This is a genomic window from Streptomyces sp. Mut1 (genome assembly GCF_030719295.1).
Classification (GTDB): domain Bacteria; phylum Actinomycetota; class Actinomycetes; order Streptomycetales; family Streptomycetaceae; genus Streptomyces; species Streptomyces castrisilvae.
This window is the reverse complement of record NZ_CP120997.1, coordinates 3,821,765-3,839,061: the sequence shown is the minus strand read 5'-3', so window position 1 is coordinate 3,839,061 and position 17,297 is coordinate 3,821,765. Positions and strand designations below refer to the sequence as shown.

General features: G+C 68.9%; 10 protein-coding genes. 7 read left to right on the top strand and 3 right to left on the bottom strand.

Annotated elements, in window-relative coordinates:
- Positions 1 to 6: 6 nt before the first annotated feature.
- The gene (locus P8A18_RS16570) at positions 7 to 1,038 is read left to right on the top strand and encodes an alanine racemase (RefSeq protein ID WP_018553901.1); all 1,032 of its coding nucleotides are present in this window, start codon (positions 7 to 9) and stop codon (positions 1,036 to 1,038) included.
- 21 nt (positions 1,039 to 1,059) lie between these two features.
- Here the strand turns inward: P8A18_RS16570 and P8A18_RS16565 are convergent, their stop codons facing one another.
- Together P8A18_RS16565 and P8A18_RS16560 are read right to left on the bottom strand one after the other, a co-directional pair.
- Positions 1,060 to 2,559 (bottom strand): glycosyltransferase family 87 protein, encoded by a 1,500-nt coding sequence (locus tag P8A18_RS16565; RefSeq protein WP_306055502.1) that lies wholly within the window; start codon positions 2,557 to 2,559, stop codon positions 1,060 to 1,062.
- A gap of 136 nt (positions 2,560 to 2,695) precedes the next feature.
- Positions 2,696 to 5,437, bottom strand: a complete 2,742-nt coding sequence (locus tag P8A18_RS16560) for a transglycosylase domain-containing protein (protein WP_306055500.1) — start codon at positions 5,435 to 5,437, stop codon at positions 2,696 to 2,698.
- A gap of 387 nt (positions 5,438 to 5,824) precedes the next feature.
- On the opposite strand from P8A18_RS16560, the gene P8A18_RS16555 reads away from it, so the two are divergent.
- From P8A18_RS16555 to P8A18_RS16545, 3 genes are all read left to right on the top strand, one after another.
- Positions 5,825 to 6,529 (top strand): PadR family transcriptional regulator, encoded by a 705-nt coding sequence (locus P8A18_RS16555; protein ID WP_306055498.1) that lies wholly within the window; start codon positions 5,825 to 5,827, stop codon positions 6,527 to 6,529.
- A gap of 62 nt (positions 6,530 to 6,591) precedes the next feature.
- A complete protein-coding gene (locus tag P8A18_RS16550) occupies positions 6,592 to 7,674 on the top strand; it encodes an inositol-3-phosphate synthase (protein WP_306055496.1) in 1,083 nt (360 codons plus the stop codon).
- Between the two features lie 114 nt (positions 7,675 to 7,788).
- Positions 7,789 to 9,057 (top strand): MFS transporter, encoded by a 1,269-nt coding sequence (locus tag P8A18_RS16545; protein ID WP_306055494.1) that lies wholly within the window; start codon positions 7,789 to 7,791, stop codon positions 9,055 to 9,057.
- Positions 9,058 to 9,331: 274 nt separating this feature from the next.
- Here P8A18_RS16545 and P8A18_RS16540 read toward each other — a convergent pair whose 3' ends face one another.
- Positions 9,332 to 10,774 carry a CCA tRNA nucleotidyltransferase gene (locus tag P8A18_RS16540; protein WP_306055492.1) on the bottom strand — a complete coding sequence of 481 codons (1,443 nt, stop codon included), beginning with the start codon at positions 10,772 to 10,774 and terminating at the stop codon, positions 9,332 to 9,334.
- A gap of 181 nt (positions 10,775 to 10,955) precedes the next feature.
- On the opposite strand from P8A18_RS16540, the gene P8A18_RS16535 reads away from it, so the two are divergent.
- The 3 genes from P8A18_RS16535 to P8A18_RS16525 all read left to right on the top strand — a co-directional run bounded on the left by P8A18_RS16535 (position 10,956) and on the right by P8A18_RS16525 (position 17,297).
- A complete protein-coding gene (locus P8A18_RS16535; RefSeq protein ID WP_306055490.1) occupies positions 10,956 to 13,253 on the top strand; it encodes a DUF6049 family protein in 2,298 nt (765 codons plus the stop codon).
- A gap of 49 nt (positions 13,254 to 13,302) precedes the next feature.
- Positions 13,303 to 15,465: a murein biosynthesis integral membrane protein MurJ gene (gene murJ, locus P8A18_RS16530; RefSeq protein ID WP_306055488.1), complete on the top strand. Its 2,163-nt coding sequence runs from the start codon at positions 13,303 to 13,305 to the stop codon at positions 15,463 to 15,465.
- A 128-nt stretch (positions 15,466 to 15,593) separates the two neighbouring features.
- A complete protein-coding gene (locus P8A18_RS16525) occupies positions 15,594 to 17,297 on the top strand; it encodes a protein kinase family protein (RefSeq protein ID WP_306055486.1) in 1,704 nt (567 codons plus the stop codon).

The following is a 17,297-nucleotide window of genomic DNA, read 5'->3' as shown; positions in this document are numbered from 1 at the left end:
CCGGCCATGGCGCTCTCCCTGTACGTCGACACCGCGCGCTGGCGGGCGCACCAGAAATCCGTCCTCGACCAGTTCCCCGGCATCGTGCCGGTCTGCAAGGGCAACGGGTACGGCTTCGGCCACGAGCGGCTGGCCGACGAGGCGATCCGCTTCGGCTCCGACATCCTCGCGGTGGGCACCACGTACGAGGCGGCCCGCATCAAGGACTGGTTCAGCGGTGACCTGCTGGTGCTCACGCCGTTCCGGCGGGGCGAGGAGCCGGTGCCGCTGCCCGACCGGGTCGTACGGTCCGTCTCGTCCGTCGACGGGGTGCACGCCCTGGTGGGCGCCCGGGTCGTCATCGAGTGCATGAGCTCGATGAAGCGCCACGGCGTCAAGGAGGAGGAACTCGGGCAGCTGCACGCCGCCATCGAGGACGTACGCCTCGAAGGGTTCGCGCTCCACCTGCCGCTGGACCGCACCGACGGCTCGGACGCCGTCGAGGAGGTCATCGCGTGGATGGACCGCCTCCGGGCTGCCCGGCTGCCGCTGCACACGATGTTCGTCAGCCATCTGCGGGCCGAGGAGCTGGCCCGGCTGCAGCAGCAGTTCCCGCAGACGCGTTTCCGTGCCCGTATCGGCACCCGGCTCTGGCTCGGCGACCACGAGGCGACGGAGTACCGCGGCGCGGTCCTCGACGTCACGCGCGTCGTCAAGGGTGACCGGTTCGGCTACCGGCAGCAGAAGGCCGCTTCCGACGGCTGGCTGGTCGTCGTGGCCGGCGGCACCTCGCACGGCGTGGGCCTGGAGGCGCCGAAGGCGCTGCACGGTGTGATGCCGCGCGCCAAGGGCGTCGCCCGCGCGGGCCTGGCCACCGTGAACCGCAATCTGTCGCCGTTCGTCTGGGCCGGCAAGCAGCGCTGGTTCGCCGAACCGCCGCACATGCAGGTGTCGATCCTCTTCGTGCCCTCGGACTCCGAGGAGCCGCGGGTGGGCGACGAACTCGTGGCCCACCTGCGGCACACGACCACGCAGTACGACCGGCTCGTCGAGCGCTGAGCCCGCGCGCCCGCCCCGCGCTCAGTCGGCGGCGGGCGCCCCGGCCGATCCCCACTCCACCCGAGGCCCCTCGGCCTCGGCCGCGTCCCGGCGCGCGGCGCCGGACTCGACGAGGTGGGCCAGTACGAACACGTCCTCGGCCCCGTCGAGGACCCCTCCCGACGGGTCGTCCGAGCCGTCCCGCCGCACCTCGTCGCGCTCGGGCATCAGGATGTCCCGTACGACGACGGCGCACAGGTACAGCGTGCCCAGCAGGTGCAGGACGATCGCCAGCTGGTAGCCCTCCGTGGGCAGCCCCTGATGCTTGTCGCCGCTCGTCGTGTACGCGAGGTACATCCAGATCCCCAGGAAGTACAGGACCTCGCACGCCTGCCAGATCAGGAAGTCCCGCCAGCGGGGCTTGGCCAGCGCGGCGAGGGGAATCAGCCAGAGCACGTACTGCGGTGAGTAGACCTTGTTGACGAGGATGAACACCGCGACGACGAGGAAGGCGAGCTGGGCGAACCGCGGCCTGCGCGGCGCCGTCAGCGTCAGGACACCGATGGCGGCGCACAGCCCGACCGTGACCAGCGTCGAGACGGTGTTGACCGTGCTGACGTCGATCGAGTCACCGGTGCGCTGTGTGATGACCAGCCAGAAGGACCCGAAGTCGATCGAGCGTTCCTGGCTGAACGTGTAGAACTTCTTCCATCCCTCGGGAGCGAAGATCATCACCGGCAGATTGACCACCAGCCAGGAGCCGGCCGCGCCCAGCGCGGCCGCCCCGAACTGCCGCCACCGGCCCGCCCGCCAGCACAGCACGAAAGCGGGCCCCAGCAGCAGGACCGGGTAGAGCTTGGCGGCCGTGGCCAGTCCGATGAGGATGCCGAACGCGAGCGGGCGGCTCCGGGACCACATCAGCATCGCCGCCGCCGTGAGGGCGACGGCCAACAGGTCCCAGTTGATCGTGGCGGTGAGCGCGAAGGCGGGGGCGAGCGCCACCAGGAGGCCGTCCCAGGGGCGCCGCCGGTGTGTACGGGCGACGCATACGGCGATCACGGCGGTGCAGATCATCAGCATGCCCGCGTTGACGAGCCAGTAGGCCTGCTCCTGCTCCTGGAGGGAGCCGCCCGGTGTGAGCCAGGCGGCGACCTGCATGAACACCCCCGTGAGGACGGGGTACTCCAGGAACTGCATGTCGCCCGGCAGCCGGTCGAAGTACGGCACCAGGCCGTCGGCGAAGCCGCGGCCCGAGTACAGGTGCGGGATGTCCGAGTAGCACGCGTGGGTGTACTGGGAGCCGGCGCCCCTGAACCACGCCCAGTTGTAGCAGGGCAGCTTCTGCACCATGCCGAGCGCAAACATCCCGATGGCCACCAGCGCGACGGCCCCCACGGGGGTGAGTACGGTGCTGCCGAGCCGCGCCCAGCGGCCCGACCTGCCGCCGATCAGCTCGCTGCCGGCCGCCGCGACCTCGTCCTGGTGCGTGGGCCGCACGTCGGCCCGTTCCTGGTGCACGCTCGTGTCCTCTGCGCTTGGCATGCCGCACATCCTGCCGTACGGCACTGTGGAAACGGCGAGGGCCGCCGCACCTGGGGTGCCGCGGCCCTCGACTGCTCTGTCCGATCACCTCGCGCCGGGCTGTCCGCCGGGCGCGAGGCGCGCTGTCTGCCGGGCGCTACCCGGCAGGGTCACCGAACCAGGCCCCGTTGGAGTTCCCGTTGCCGTTCCCGTTCCCGTTGCCGTTGCCGCCGGTCCCGGGGTCGGGAGTGGATCCGTTGTCGCCCTCCGTCGTACCGGTGGAGGTTCCGGTATCCGCACCGCCGTCGTTGCCCTGGCTCGTGCCCGTGTTCGTACCGCCGTCGGCCCCGCCCGTGGAGTTGCCGCCACTGTTGTCCTGGCAGTTCCAGCCCCACGTACCGCAGGTGTCGCTCGGGTCGGGGGTCGGGATGTCCGGGGTGGGGGTCGGTGTGGGGGTGGGCGTCGTCGACTCGGACTGGGTCGGCGTGGGGGTGGGGGTCGGCTTGGGCTTCTTGGAAGCACCGCCGCCGTAGACCTTGTCCCCGATCGGCTCCGCCTTCGCGAAGGCCTCGGCCTCCTCGCCCTTCATGGCCTCGGCCATGTAGTCGTGCCAGACCTGCGCGGGGAACGACGCACCGTGGATCTTGTCCTGGCCACCGGTGCCGTACATCTTCTCGAACGCGCGGTTCTTGTTCTTCTCGTCGTCGTCCAGGCGGTACATGCTGATCGCCGTCGAGAGCTGCGGGGTGTAGCCGACGAACCACGCGGACAGGTTGTCGTCGGTCGTACCCGTCTTGCCCGCCACCTCACGGTCCGGGAGCTTGGCCGGCGTACCGGTCCCCTTCTCCACGACGTTCTTGAGCACGTCCGTGACGTTGTCGGCGATGACGTTGTCGAAGGCGCTCTTGGTGACCGCCTTGTGCCGGTAGGCGATCTCGCCGCGCTTCTTCACCTCGGTGACGCAGAAGGGCTCACGCTGCTGGCCCCTGGCCGCGAAGGTGGCGTAGGCGCCGGCCATGCGGGTCGCGCTGGGCGAGGACGTACCGATGGAGAACGACGGGACACTCGCGTCCGCCATGTACTCGTCGTCCTTCAGACCGGCCGCGATGGCCGCTTCCTTCACCTTGTCGGTGCCGACGTCCATACCCAGTTGCACGTAGGGCGAGTTGGCCGACCACTGCATGGCCTCACGAAGGGTGATGTTGCCCCTCGACTCGTGGTCGTCGTTGGTCTGCAACCACTCCTTGCCGTCTTCGTCGGTCCAGATCTCGCCGTTGTACTTCTTGATCTTCAGCTTGTCGTCGGCGTTGTAGATACTCAGTGGCGAGACCTTCGTACGCTGCGACTCGCCCTGCTCCTGACCGCCCGACGGGTCACGCTTGCCGTACTCCATCGCGGCCGCCAGCACGAAGGGCTTGAAGGTGGAGCCCACCGCGGCGCCGGTGGGACCGGCGTTGCTGGTGTAGTGCTTCGTCGCGTCCTCACCGCCATAGATCGCCTGGATGGCCCCCGTCTTGGGATCCACCGACGAGCCGCCGAACTGCACGTGGGTGTCCGTCTCCGGACGCTTCTTGGCGTCGATCTTCTCGTCGTAGACGCGCTTGACGGCCTTGTTGAGCTGGTCGACCTTCTTCTTGTCGAAGGTCGTGTGGATCTCGTAGCCACCTTGGTCGAGCATGTCCTTGGTGACGTCGGTGTTGTTGAGGAACTCGGCCTTCGCGGTGTTGACGAGGTAGCCGATCTGGCCGCCCAGCTGGGCGTTCCGCTTCGGCTTGTCGGGCATCGGGAACTTTGTGTACCTGTCCCGCTCCTTCTGCGACATCCGGCCGTCCTTCACCTCCTCGTCGAGGATCCACTTCCAGCGCTTCTTCGCACGGGCCGTGTTCTTCTCCGCGGTCGCCTGCACCGAGTCGACCTCGGGCGCGCCCGCAGGGTCGTAGTAGCTGGCGCCCTTGAGGAGGGTGGCCAGGAACGCGCACTCGCTCGGAGTCAGGTCCTTGGCGTCCTTGCCGTAGTACGTACGGGCCGCGGCCTGCAGCCCCGAGGCTCCACGGCCGTAGTACGAGACGTTGAGGTACCCGGCCATGACCTCCTTCTTCTTCATCTCGCTGCCGACCTTCAGCGTGATGAAGAGTTCCTCGAACTTGCGGCTCAGGGTCTGCTCCTGGGAGAGCCGCGAGTTCTTCACGTACTGCTGGGTAATCGTCGATCCACCCTGGGTCTCGCCGCCCTTGGCCATGTTGAACAGGGCGCGGGCGATACCCATCGGGTCGATGCCGTGGTCGGTGTCGAAGGACTTGTTCTCCGCGGAGATGACGGCGTTGCGCATCGCCTCGGGGATCTGGGCGTAGTCGATGACCTGGCGGTTGACCTCACCGCCGGTCGCCACCATCTGGGTGCCGTCCTTCCAGAAGTAGACGTTGTTCTCCGCCCTTGCGGCCTCCTTGATGTCCGGCTTGGCGACCATCGCGTACGCGAGGCCGGCGAGGCCCATCAGAAGACCGAGGAAGCCGATGCACAGGCTGGAGACCAGCTTCCACGACGGCACCCAGCGCCGCAGTCCCTGCTTGCCCGCGCGCGGGTAGTCGATGAAGCGCTTCTTGGGGGGGCGGCGTCCTCCGCGTCCACGGCCGGGGCCCTCCTGTCCGCCGTCCCCGCCGCGACGCCGGCCACCGCCGCCGTCCGAACCTCCGCGGCCTCCGCCGCCGCGCTGTGCGGCCCGTCTGGCGGCGGCACGCCCACCGTAGGGGGCCTCCTCGCGGTGCGCATCAGAAGGTGAAGCTGAGGTAACTCCGCGTGACGGTGCTGCGCGGCGTCCTGAGGACTGCTGGGCGGCTCGTCGGGCCGCGGCACGTCCGCCACCTTGCGGTTGCGACGTTTTGCGACGGTGCTCGCTCATCGAACGACTACTCCTCGGGCAGGCGAAACGCCTGGAAGCGGCAGGTGAGATCCGGTCCCCCGAAATCACGGACCAGCCCGGCGAAAGGCTTGCCCGCAGTGCATCCGGCTGGCCCGCGAGCACTGACGCGCCCGCGCGTCTCGCGGTTCCCGGTGGTCTGCATGCCGCACAGACTACGCACGGTCAAAACCCTTCTAGGACCGAACTTCACCCCAAACAACGCAAGTCGGTTCCTACGAATTAGTGATGTGACGCCGCTCACTGAGGCTCCCCTTGTCGCGACGAGCAGTCCGATCTATCGTGCTGATGTATCGAGTCGATACATCAGCTCGGTACATCGACTCGGCACAGGGACCGCGAGAGCACTCGGAGAAGGAGGAGGCGAGGTTGAGCAGACGCTCCGGCATCCTTGAGTTCGCTGTCCTCGGACTGCTCCGCGAATCCCCGATGCACGGCTATGAGCTGCGCAAACGCCTCAACACCTCGTTGGGGATCTTCCGTGCCTTCAGCTACGGAACTCTCTACCCCTGCCTCAAGACGCTGGTCGCCAACGGCTGGTTGATCGAGGAGCCGGGGAACGCTCCGGCAGAAGCGGCACCCGGTTCCGGCCGGGCCGTCGCTCCTGCCTCGTCCCTTACGGGGCGCCGCGCCAAGATCGTCTACCGGTTGACGGCGGAAGGTAAGGAGCACTTCGAGGAACTGCTCTCGCACACCGGCCCCGACTCCTGGGAGGACGAGCACTTCGCGGCTCGTTTCGCCTTCTTCGGACAGACGGAGCACGAGGTGCGGATGCGGGTGCTGGAAGGCCGACGCAGCCGGCTGGAGGAGCGCCTGGAGAAGATGAGCGCCTCTCTGGCCCGCACCCGCGAGCGTCTCGACGACTACACACTTGAGCTGCAGCGACACGGCATGGAGTCCGTGGAGCGCGAAGTGCGCTGGCTGAACGAGCTCATCGAGAGCGAGCGGTCGGGACGGGATCAGCGACGATCCTCGCCCGAGGGCTCAGCTCAGCAGAACACTGCAGGAGAGCCGGACGGCCTGCCCCGGCGGGGGAACAACCCGCCGGATCCGTCCGGCGACACCGCCAAGTGAGCTCACCGCAGATCCGCGGAGAGCTCATCAGAAACATCCATTACACACAGGGAGCAACCGGAATGGGTTCGGTTCGCGTAGCCATCGTCGGCGTGGGCAACTGCGCCGCCTCGCTGGTCCAGGGCGTCGAGTACTACAAGGACGCCGATCCGGCCGGCAAGGTGCCCGGTCTGATGCACGTCCAGTTCGGCGACTACCACGTGCGGGACGTCGAGTTCGTCGCCGCCTTCGACGTCGACGCGAAGAAGGTCGGCCTCGACCTCTCGGACGCCATCGGCGCAAGCGAGAACAACACCATCAAGCTCTGCGACGTGCCGAACGCCGGCATCACCGTCCAGCGCGGCCACACCCACGACGGCCTGGGCAAGTACTACCGCGAGACCATCGAGGAGTCCGACGAGACCCCGGTCGACATCGTCCAGATCCTCAAGGACCGCAAGGTCGACGTCCTCGTCTGCTACCTCCCCGTGGGTTCCGAGGTCGCTGCGAAGTTCTACGCCCAGTGCGCCATCGACGCCAAGGTCGCGTTCGTCAACGCCCTCCCGGTCTTCATCGCCGGCACCAAGGAGTGGGCGGACAAGTTCACCGAGGCCGGTGTCCCGATCGTCGGCGACGACATCAAGTCGCAGGTCGGCGCCACCATCACGCACCGCGTGATGGCGAAGCTCTTCGAGGACCGGGGCGTCATCCTGGACCGCACGATGCAGCTGAACGTCGGCGGCAACATGGACTTCAAGAACATGCTCGAGCGGGAGCGCCTGGAGTCCAAGAAAATCTCCAAGACGCAGGCCGTCACCTCGCAGATCCGTGACCGCGAGCTCGGTGCGGACAACGTCCACATCGGCCCGTCGGACTACGTGGCCTGGCTGGACGACCGCAAGTGGGCGTACGTGCGCCTTGAGGGCCGCGCCTTCGGTGACGTCCCGCTGAACCTGGAGTACAAGCTGGAGGTCTGGGACTCCCCGAACTCGGCCGGTGTCATCATCGACGCCGTCCGTGCCGCGAAGATCGCCAAGGACCGCGGCATCGGTGGCCCCATCCTCTCGGCATCGTCGTACTTCATGAAGTCCCCGCCGGTTCAGTACTTCGACGACGAGGCCCGTGAGAACGTCGAGAAGTTCATCCGCGGTGAGGTCTCCAACTGAATCACGTGATTCGGTTGGGCAGGTGAGGTGCGGCAACGTTCCTCGGCTGCCGCGTCGTTGAGGGTCCCCGGGCAATCCGCCCGGGGACCCTCGGCATATGTGACCCTTGCTCCCATGCCTGTCGTGCATGACCTGCGCGTACTACTGCGCCTACGGAACTTCCGCCGCCTGCTGGCCGTGCGGATCCTGTCCCAGTCGGCCGACGGCGTCTACCAGGTGGCCCTCGCCACCCACGTGGTCTTCTCCCCGGAGAAGCAGGCGTCCGCGGGCGCCATCGCCTCCGCGATGGCCGTACTCCTTCTGCCCTACTCGCTCATCGGGCCGTTCGCCGGTGTGCTGCTGGACCGCTGGCCCCGGCGCCAGGTCTTCCTCTACGGCAATCTGCTGCGTGCCGCCCTCGCCTGCTGCACCGCGCTCCTGATCATCGGAGCGGCTCCCGACTGGCTCTTCTACGCCTCGGCGCTCTGCGTCACCGCGGTCAACCGCTTCGTCCTCGCCGGCCTCTCCGCCGTCCTGCCACGGGTTGTCGACCGGGAGCGCCTGGTGCTGGCCAACTCACTGTCGCCGACCGCGGGCACCCTCGCGGCCACCGCGGGCGGTGGACTGGCCTTCGTCGTGCGGCTGCTGCTGGCCGACTCCGATGCCGTCGTAGTGCTCCTGGGGGCGACGCTCTACCTCACCGCCGCACTGGTTTCGCTGAGCCTTGCCGCGAGCCTCCTGGGGCCGGACCGCGACACCGTCCGGCTGCCGCTGCGGGTGGCGCTCGCCGCTGCCGCCACCGGGCTCCGCGACGGGCTGCGTCATCTGGTGGAACACCGGAGCGCTTCACGGGCGCTGGCCGCGATGACGGTGATCCGCTTCTGTTACGGGGCGCTGACCGTCATGGTCCTGATGCTCTGCCGGTATGCCTGGACGGACAGCGAGGCCGACGGGCTGGCGCTGCTCGGCCTGGCGGTCGGGGTGTCCGGTGCCGGTTTCTTCGCCGCGGCGGTGCTGACTCCCTGGGCTGCGGGGCGGCTTGGCCGGTTCCGCTGGATGGCGGTGTGCGCGGCGGCGGCCGCGGTCCTCGTACCGGCCCTGGGGCTGTGGTTCGCCCCGGCACCGATGCTCGTCGCCGCATTCGTCCTCGGACTCGTCACCCAGGGGGCGAAGATCGCGACAGACACGGTGGTCCAGACGGCCGTGGACGACGCCTACCGCGGCAGGGCCTTCTCGCTCTACGACGTGCTGTTCAACGTGGCATTCGTCGCGGCTGCCGCAGTCGCCGCGCTACTGCTGCCTCCTGACGGGCGGTCGGGCGCGCTGGTGATCGGCGTTGCCGTCCTCTACGCCGCCGCGGCCGCGAGCTTGGCGCGTTGGAGTCGGACAGGGAGGGCCCTATAGCGTGCCCGCATCGAAGCCGGACGCACCACTGACACGGGCCTCTGCGACGCCGAGAAGCACGTCACCCACACCGAGACCCCGGGCAGCCGTATGAGCCGGAGCAGCGTGGTGCTCCGCCTGACGCCACTCAGGACGGCCAACTGATCCCCGTATCGAGCAGACACCGACCGAGGGCGTTGTTTCACGTGAAACAACGCCCTCGGGGTATGCGGCGGCGCTCATGTTTCACGTGAAACATGAGCGCCGCCGCAAGCCGCATCAGCGGTGTGGGTCCTCAGCTCTGCGCGTCCCACCACTTCTTGAGCTCCGCGACGGCCGCGTCGTGCTCCATGGGGCCGTTCTCCAGGCGGAGTTCCAGCAGGAACGCGTATGCCTTGCCGATGACCGGGCCCGGCCCCACCCCGAGGATCTGCATGATCTCGTTACCGTCCAGGTCCGGGCGGATCGCGTCCAGCTCCTCCTGGCTCTGGAGCTGGGCGATGCGCTCTTCCAGAGCGTCGTACGTACGCGAGAGAGCAGCGGCCTTGCGCTTGTTCCTGGTGGTGCAGTCCGAGCGGGTCAGCTTGTGCAGCCGCTCCAGGAGAGGGCCGGCGTCCCGCACATAGCGCCGCACCGCAGAGTCGGTCCACTCGCCGTCGCCGTATCCGTGGAAGCGCAGATGCAGCTCCACCAGCTTCGCGACCTCCTTGACCATGTCATTGGAGTACTTGAGCGCGGTCATGCGCTTCTTGACCATCTTGGCGCCCACCACCTCGTGGTGGTGGAAGGAGACCCGCCCGTCCTTCTCGAAGCGCCGCGTCCTCGGCTTGCCGATGTCGTGCAGAAGGGCGGCAAGGCGCAGAACGAGGTCCGGCCCGTCCTGCTCCAGATCGATGGCCTGCTCCAGGACAGTCAGGGAGTGCTCGTACACGTCCTTGTGACGGTGATGCTCGTCACTCTCCAGCCGGAGCGCCGGCAGCTCCGGCAGGATCTGCTGGGCGAGGCCCGTTTCGACGAGGAGGGACAGCCCCTTGCGGGGATGTGAGGAGAGCAGGAGCTTGTTGAGCTCTTCGCGCACCCTCTCGGCGGAGACGATCTCGATCCGGCCCGCCATCTCCGTCATGGCGGTGACGACCTCGGGTGCGACCTCGAAGTCGAGCTGGGCGGCGAACCGCGCGGCACGCAGCATGCGCAACGGGTCGTCGGAGAAAGACGCCTCGGGCGTCCCGGGGGTCCGCAGCGCCCGCTCGGCGAGGTCCTGGAGACCGCCGTGGGGATCGATGAAGTCCTTCTCCGGCAGCGCGACAGCCATGGCGTTGACCGTGAAGTCGCGCCGCACGAGGTCGTCCTCGATGGAGTCGCCGTAGGACACCTCGGGCTTGCGGGAGGTCCTGTCGTACGCCTCGGACCGATATGTCGTGACTTCGATCTGGTAGCCGCTCTTCTGCGCCCCCACCGTGCCGAAAGCGATTCCGACCTCCCACACGGAGTCGGCCCACGGCCTGACGATCTTCAGCACGTCCTCGGGGCGGGCGTCGGTGGTGAAGTCCAGATCGTTCCCGAGCCTGCCGAGGAGTGCGTCACGGACCGAGCCGCCGACCAGTGCGAGACTGAATCCGGCATCCTTGAATCGGCGGGCGAGATCGTCGGCGACCGGGGAGACCCGTAGCAGTTCACTGACTGCGCGGTGCTGCACCTGGGTCAGGGCGCTGGAGTTGTCTTCATTGGCGTTCGGCACAACAGAAAAGGGTACGTGCCCCTGCCCGTCCGGGCGTCATGCGTTTCCTTCGCCCTGCGAGACTCTCCCGATCATGCAGCGCACTCCCCGGCACTTGGCCCCCACGCATCTCGTTACCATGCGGGGACGCAGCAACGGACGACGATCAGCAGCAGTTGACGATGACGAGGGACGGATACGCGTGGCCGAGGCGGCAGACATCCAGGGGATGAGTCCCTCTCCTGCCCGCCGGTGGCTGCGGCGCACAGCCGCGGTGCTCGCCGGGGCTCCGCTCGTCGCCGCTCTGCTGGTCGGGGTGTCCGCCCCGGAGGCGCAGGCCGGCGGCACGGCGAAAGCTCCGTCCGGCTCCAGCACCGTCGCGGTGTCGCTGGACGAGGTCACCCCCAGCGCCCCCGTGAAGGGGGACACGCTGACGATCTCCGGCACCCTGACCAACAAGGGCAAGGAGACGGTCACCCACGGCCAGGTCGACCTGCGCGTGGGGCCCCGGCTCTACAGCAGGTCCGCCATCGACACGGCCGCCCGTCGCACCGGATATCTGCCTGGTACCGACCCCTATCCGATCGGGGGCAAGTACACGGTCGAGATCAACAAGCTTCGTTCGGGCATCAGCCAGGACTTCACGTTGTCGGTACCGGTCAGCAAGCTGGGCCTCGGCGCCGACGGGGTCTATCAGCTGGGTGTCTCGCTGACGGGCCGCACCTCGCACACCGTTTACGACCAGGTGCTCGGTATCAAGCGGACCTTCCTGCCCTGGCAGGACGGGGACCGCGACTCCAAGCTCGGGATCAGCTACCTGTGGCCGCTGATCGCTTCGGCACACCTCACCGCGGAGACCGGCTCCGACGAGCAGCAGACCCCGGTGTTCGCCGACGACGACCTGGCTGCCGAGATCGCACCGGGCGGCCGCCTCGAACAGATGGTGTCCCTGGGCAGGCAGCTGCCGGTGACCTGGGTCATCGACCCGGATCTGCTGGCCGGCGTCGACGCGATGACCAAGCCCTACCGGGTCAGGTCGGGTGACACCACGGTCGCGGGGACGAACCAGGAGGTGGCCAAGAAATGGCTCACTTCGCTGGAGGCCGCCGTGTCGGAGGGCAAGGTCGTGGCCCTGCCGTTCGGCGACCCGGATCTGGCGTCCATCGCCCACCGCGGCAAGAACGTCTCGGGCACCCTCAGCCACCTTCAGACAGCCAGCGAAGTCGCCGGGATGACGGTGGAGACGATCCTCCACCTGAAGCCGTCGACGGACTTCGCCTGGCCGGTGGACGGCGCGGTGGACCCCTCCATCGTGGATGTCGCCACCTCGGCAGGGGCCCACTACGTGATCGCCCGCAGCGACAGCCTCGAAGAGACCGGGAACCTGTCGTACACGCCCTCAGCGGCCCGCCCGATCGGCGGCGGCACCACGGCGGTGGTCGCGGACGCCAGGCTCTCCACAGCCTTCCAGGGCGACATGGGCAACGCGGGGAACTCCACGCTCGCCGTGCAGAAGTTCCTCGCCCTCACCCTCGCCCTGGCCGAGCAGGACACGGACAAGGACCGCACCGTCGTCGTCGCGCCCCAGCGCATGCCGACGGTCGCCCAGGCCCAGTCGATGGCGCGCGCCCTGCACACGCTGGACGACGACCGCTGGACCGAGCCGCAGGGACTGATCCAGGCGTCCGCGACGAAGCCCGACGCGGACGCGACCACCGAGGTACCGCCGGCCTCCCAGTACCCCAAGAAGCTGCGCGGCCAGGAGCTGCCCACCCAGGCCTTCCAGGACATCAAGTCCATCCAGTCCTCGCTGGACAACTTCCAGGTCATCCTCACCCACCCCGAGCGGGTGGTCACCCCCTTCGGCAACGCGGTCAACCGGTCCATGTCGACGTCGTGGCGAGGCAGGCCCCTGGAGGCCCAGCAGTACCGGGATTCCGTACGCGACTATCTGCAGGGACTCATCGGCGAGGTCCAGCTCGTCTCGAAGTCGGACATCACGCTGTCCGGACGCAGCGCCACGATCCCCGTGACCGTGCAGAACAGGCTGCTGCAGGATGTCGATCACCTGGTGCTGCGGCTGAAGTCGGACAACAGGACCCGGCTCAAGCTGAACGACGGCGGGAGTGTGGCGGAGCAGCCCATCCAGATCGGCGCCGGGCACAGCCAGTCGGTGAAATTCGACGCGGCGGCCAACATCAACGGCCAGGTCCAGATGACGGCCCAGCTCTACACGGAGGACGGAACACCGTACGGCCCGGAGATGGCCTTCACCGTGAAGGTCTCCGAGATCACGCCGACGGTGCTTCTGGTGATCGCCGGCGGGCTGCTGCTGCTGGTCCTCGCCGGCATCAGGATGTATGCACATCGCAAGCGCGCCAACGCGGGCGGCGCGTCGGGCGACGGCGGCAGTGAACCCGAGCAGCCGAGTGACCCGACGCCGGACACCGGTCCCGAAAGCACGGAGCCGTCGGGCACGGGTGAGAAAGTGGACCGTTGAGCGATGTCTGTCGTGGCCGGTCGGCCGGGGACGATGAGGTGGGGTTTCGATGAACGCGCCGTACGACGGTGACCGCGGTCAGGGTACGGGCGGGGCCGGGTACTCCGGGGGCCCTCCGGTGCCCCCTGGGCCGGAGCAGGAACCGGCGCCGGACCCGTATCTGCAGGCCGCGTACGACTACGACCCCTACCGGTCCCAGGATCTCGCCGCCCAGGACCCGGTGGACGAGGCGTTGTACGACCGCGCCGCCCACCCGCCGCCACCCCCCGGTACCTACCAGCAGCCGCAGCCGCTCTACCAGCAGCCGCCGGCGTCCCCGTACGCCCCCGACCCCCGCATCTGGGCGCAGACACCGCCGCCCGAGCCCGACGGACCCTCACGTCACCTCCCGTACGGGGACAACGCGGCGACGACCCAGTTCGTCGGCGTGGACGATCTGGTCACCCAGGCCTCCACGAACCGCGAGGAGCCCGACGCCTTCGCTCATCTCTTCCGGGACCAGGAGGGGCCCTCGGGCCCGGCCGCGTCTCCGGCGCCCGCACAGCCCGAGCCCGCCCCCGCTCCCGCGCCCCCCAGCTCCGGCGGCCGTGCCTCCAGCCTGCTGAAGTCCAGCGCGGTGATGGCGGCGGGCACACTCGTCTCGCGCCTCACCGGCTTCGTCCGCAGTCTCGTGATCACCGCGGCACTCGGCGCGGCCCTGCTCGGTGACAGCTTCACCATCGCCTACACGCTGCCCACGATGATCTACATCCTCACCGTGGGCGGTGGCCTGAACTCCGTCTTCGTCCCCCAGCTCGTCCGCTCCATGAAGGACGACGAGGACGGCGGCGAGGCCTATGCGAACCGGCTGCTGACCCTGGTGATGGTCGCCCTCGGCCTGATCGTCGCCGTGGTGGTCTTCGCCGCGCCCTGGCTCATCCGGCTGATGTCGTCGACGATCGCCGACGACCCGGCGGCCAACAACGTCGCCACCACGTTCGCCCGCTACTGCCTCCCCACCATCTTCTTCATGGGTGTGCACGTCGTGATGGGCCAGATCCTCAACGCCCGCGGCAAGTTCGGCGCGATGATGTGGACCCCGGTCCTCAACAACATCGTCATGATCTTCACCTTCGGCATGTTCATCTGGGTCTACGGCACCTCGCACCAGTCCCACATGGGCGTCCAGACGATCCCGCCGGAGGGCGTGCGGCTGCTGGGCATCGGCACCCTGCTCGGGCTGGTCGTCCAGGCGCTGGCCATGATCCCGTACCTGCGCGAGGCCGGATTCCGTTTCCGCCCGCGGTTCGACTGGAGGGGCCACGGGCTGGGCAAGACGGTCAAGCTCGCCAAGTGGACGGTGCTGTTCGTCTTCGCCAACCAGGCCGGCGTGCTGGTCGTCACGCAGCTCGCCACCTCGGCCGGCAAGGCGTCCGGAAAGAGCGGGGCGGGCTTCCTCGCCTACTCCAACGCCCAGCTGATCTGGGGCATGCCGCAGGCGATCATCACCGTCTCGGTCATGGCCGCCCTGCTGCCCCGGATCTCCCGGGCCGCCCACGACAACGACCCCGGCGCGGTCCGTGACGACATCTCGCAGGGCCTGCGCAACTCCGCCGTGGCCATCGTGCCGGTCGCCTTCGCGTTCCTCGCCCTGGGCGTTCCGATGTGCACCCTGCTCTACGCGTCCAGCGGCCCCGAGGCCGCCCGCTCCATGGGCTTCATCCTGATGGCCTTCGGCCTCGGACTGATCCCGTACTCCGTGCAGTACGTGGTGCTGCGAGGGTTCTACGCGTACGAGGACACACGCACGCCGTTCTACAACACCGTCATCGTCGCCCTGGTCAACGCGGCCGCCTCGGCCCTCTGCTACGCCGTGCTGCCCGCCCAGTGGGCCGTGGTCGGCATGGCGGCCTCGTACGGCCTCGCCTACGCCGTCGGCGTCGGGATCGCCTGGCGCCGGCTGCGCAACCGTCTGGGCGGGGACCTGGACGGTGCCCATGTGGTCCGCACCTACGCCCGGCTGTGCCTTGCCGCCCTTCCCGCCACCGTGGTCGCCGCGGCCGTGGGCTTCGGTCTCCTGCACGTGCTCGGGCAGGGCGCCCTCGGTTCGCTGGCCGCGCTGATCTGCGGTGGGGCCATCCTGCTGGGGGTGTTCTTCGTCGCGGCCAAGAGGATGCGGATCGAAGAGATCAACGGCATGGTCGGCATGGTCCGGGGACGGCTCGGCCGCTGAGGATGAGCGGCCCGCACAACCATCACCGGTCTCCGCGTGTCGTGCATAGCGCCGGAGTGTGGGCACAATTGGCGTGACTGTGCAGAGCTGGCTGGCATCGCGCAACAGATGGGGAGGCAGGAACGACGGTGGCGGAACGTAGCACGGCTGCCGTCGACGTGGCCGACAACAGCGGGGACGAACCGCTGGCCGCCAAGGCGGACGAGGCCACGACCGACGGCACGGCAGAAGCGCAACGCGCGGCGGGGGACGAGGGCGGCGAGCAGGCCGCCTCCAAAGCCTCCGCGGCAACCCCGGAGACCTCCGTAACGGCCCCGGACCTGCACAGCGGTCACAAACTGGCCGGCCGATACCGACTGGAGGAGTGCGTCACCCGTCTGGACGGGTTCAGCAGCTGGCGTGCCGTCGACGAGAAACTCCGTCGTGCGGTGGGCGTCCACCTCCTCCCCGCCGACCATCCACGGGCACGCTCGGTGCTGGCCGCCGCCCGGTCCTCCGCACTGCTCGGTGATCCGCGCTTCGTGCAGGTCCTCGACGCCGTCGAGGAGGACGACCTCGTCTACGTCGTCCACGAGTGGCTCCCCGACGCCACCGAGCTCACGGCCCTGCTGGGCGCCGGTCCGATGGACGCGCACGACGCGTACCAGCTCGTCAGCCAGGTCTCCCAGGCCATGGCGGCCGCACACCGGGAGGGCCTGGCCCATCTCAGGCTCACTCCCGGGGCCGTGCTGCGCAGCTCGTCGGGCCAGTACCGCATCCGCGGTCTCGCGGTGAACGCCGCTCTGCGGGGCATCACGTCGGAGGGCCCCCAGCGTGCCGACACCGAGGCCATCGGCGCCCTGCTGTACGCCGCGCTGACCCAGCGCTGGCCTTACGAGAGCGACGCCTACGGCCTCACCGGGCTGCCCAAGGGAGTGGGGCTGCTGCCGCCCGACCAGGTGCGGGCGGGGGTACACAGAGGGCTCTCCGAGATCGCCATGCGGGCGCTCGCCAACGACGGGGCCACGGCCTCCCGTCAGGAGCAGCCGTGCACCACCCCCGACGAGCTCGCCAAGGCCGTCGCGGCGATGCCGCGCATCCGCCCGCCCGAGCCCACTTTCGCCGCCCCGCCCGAGTATCAGCGGACCACGTACCAGCAGGGCACGTACGGCCGGCCGGGCGCACCCGGCGGCGTGACCCAGCCCGTGGTGCCTGTGCCTCCCGCCCCGCTCCAGAGCCGCACCGGAAAGGCCCTGAAGTGGGCCGTGTCCGCGCTGCTGATCGCCGCACTGGGTCTGGGCAGCTGGCAGCTCGCCGAGACGCTCCTCAACCGCGACAGCAACTCGGGCGGCGACCCCGGCACCACCCAGTCGAACCCGGAGAACGGCGACGCCCCTCCGGTCGAGAAGAGCAAGCCCGTCGCGATCGTCGATGCCAAGGACTTCGACCCGCTCGGCGACGGCACCGAGAAGCCGCAGGAAATAGGCCATGTCTACGACGGGGACCCGAACTCCTACTGGCGCACGGACGGCTATGCCAGCGCCGACTTCGGCCGGCTCAAGGAGGGCGTCGGGCTCGTGCTCGACCTCGGCAAAGTGCAGCGGGTCGGCACGGTGGACGTGACCTTCCTGGACGGCGCCACCTCGGTCGAGTTGCGCACCGTCAGTGGCTCCACGGTGCCGACGATGCCCAACGGCTTCACGAAGGTCGCCGAAGGCTCAGGAACGACGGTGTCGCTCAAGCCGGCCAAGGCCGTGCAGGCGCGGTACCTCCTGGTCTGGCTCACCAGGATCCCGCCGAGCAACGAGGGCAACTTCCGGGGGAAGATCTCGGACATCAAGGTCACCAGCTGA

Coding starts and splice junctions, on each gene's coding strand:
- P8A18_RS16570 (WP_018553901.1), top strand. CDS start 7: ATGGCGCTCTCCCTGTACGTCGACACCGCGCGCTGGCGGGCGCACCAG.
- P8A18_RS16565 (WP_306055502.1), bottom strand. CDS start 2,559: ATGCCAAGCGCAGAGGACACGAGCGTGCACCAGGAACGGGCCGACGTG.
- P8A18_RS16560 (WP_306055500.1), bottom strand. CDS start 5,437: ATGAGCGAGCACCGTCGCAAAACGTCGCAACCGCAAGGTGGCGGACGT.
- P8A18_RS16550 (WP_306055496.1), top strand. CDS start 6,592: ATGGGTTCGGTTCGCGTAGCCATCGTCGGCGTGGGCAACTGCGCCGCC.
- P8A18_RS16545 (WP_306055494.1), top strand. CDS start 7,789: ATGCCTGTCGTGCATGACCTGCGCGTACTACTGCGCCTACGGAACTTC.
- murJ (WP_306055488.1), top strand. CDS start 13,303: ATGAACGCGCCGTACGACGGTGACCGCGGTCAGGGTACGGGCGGGGCC.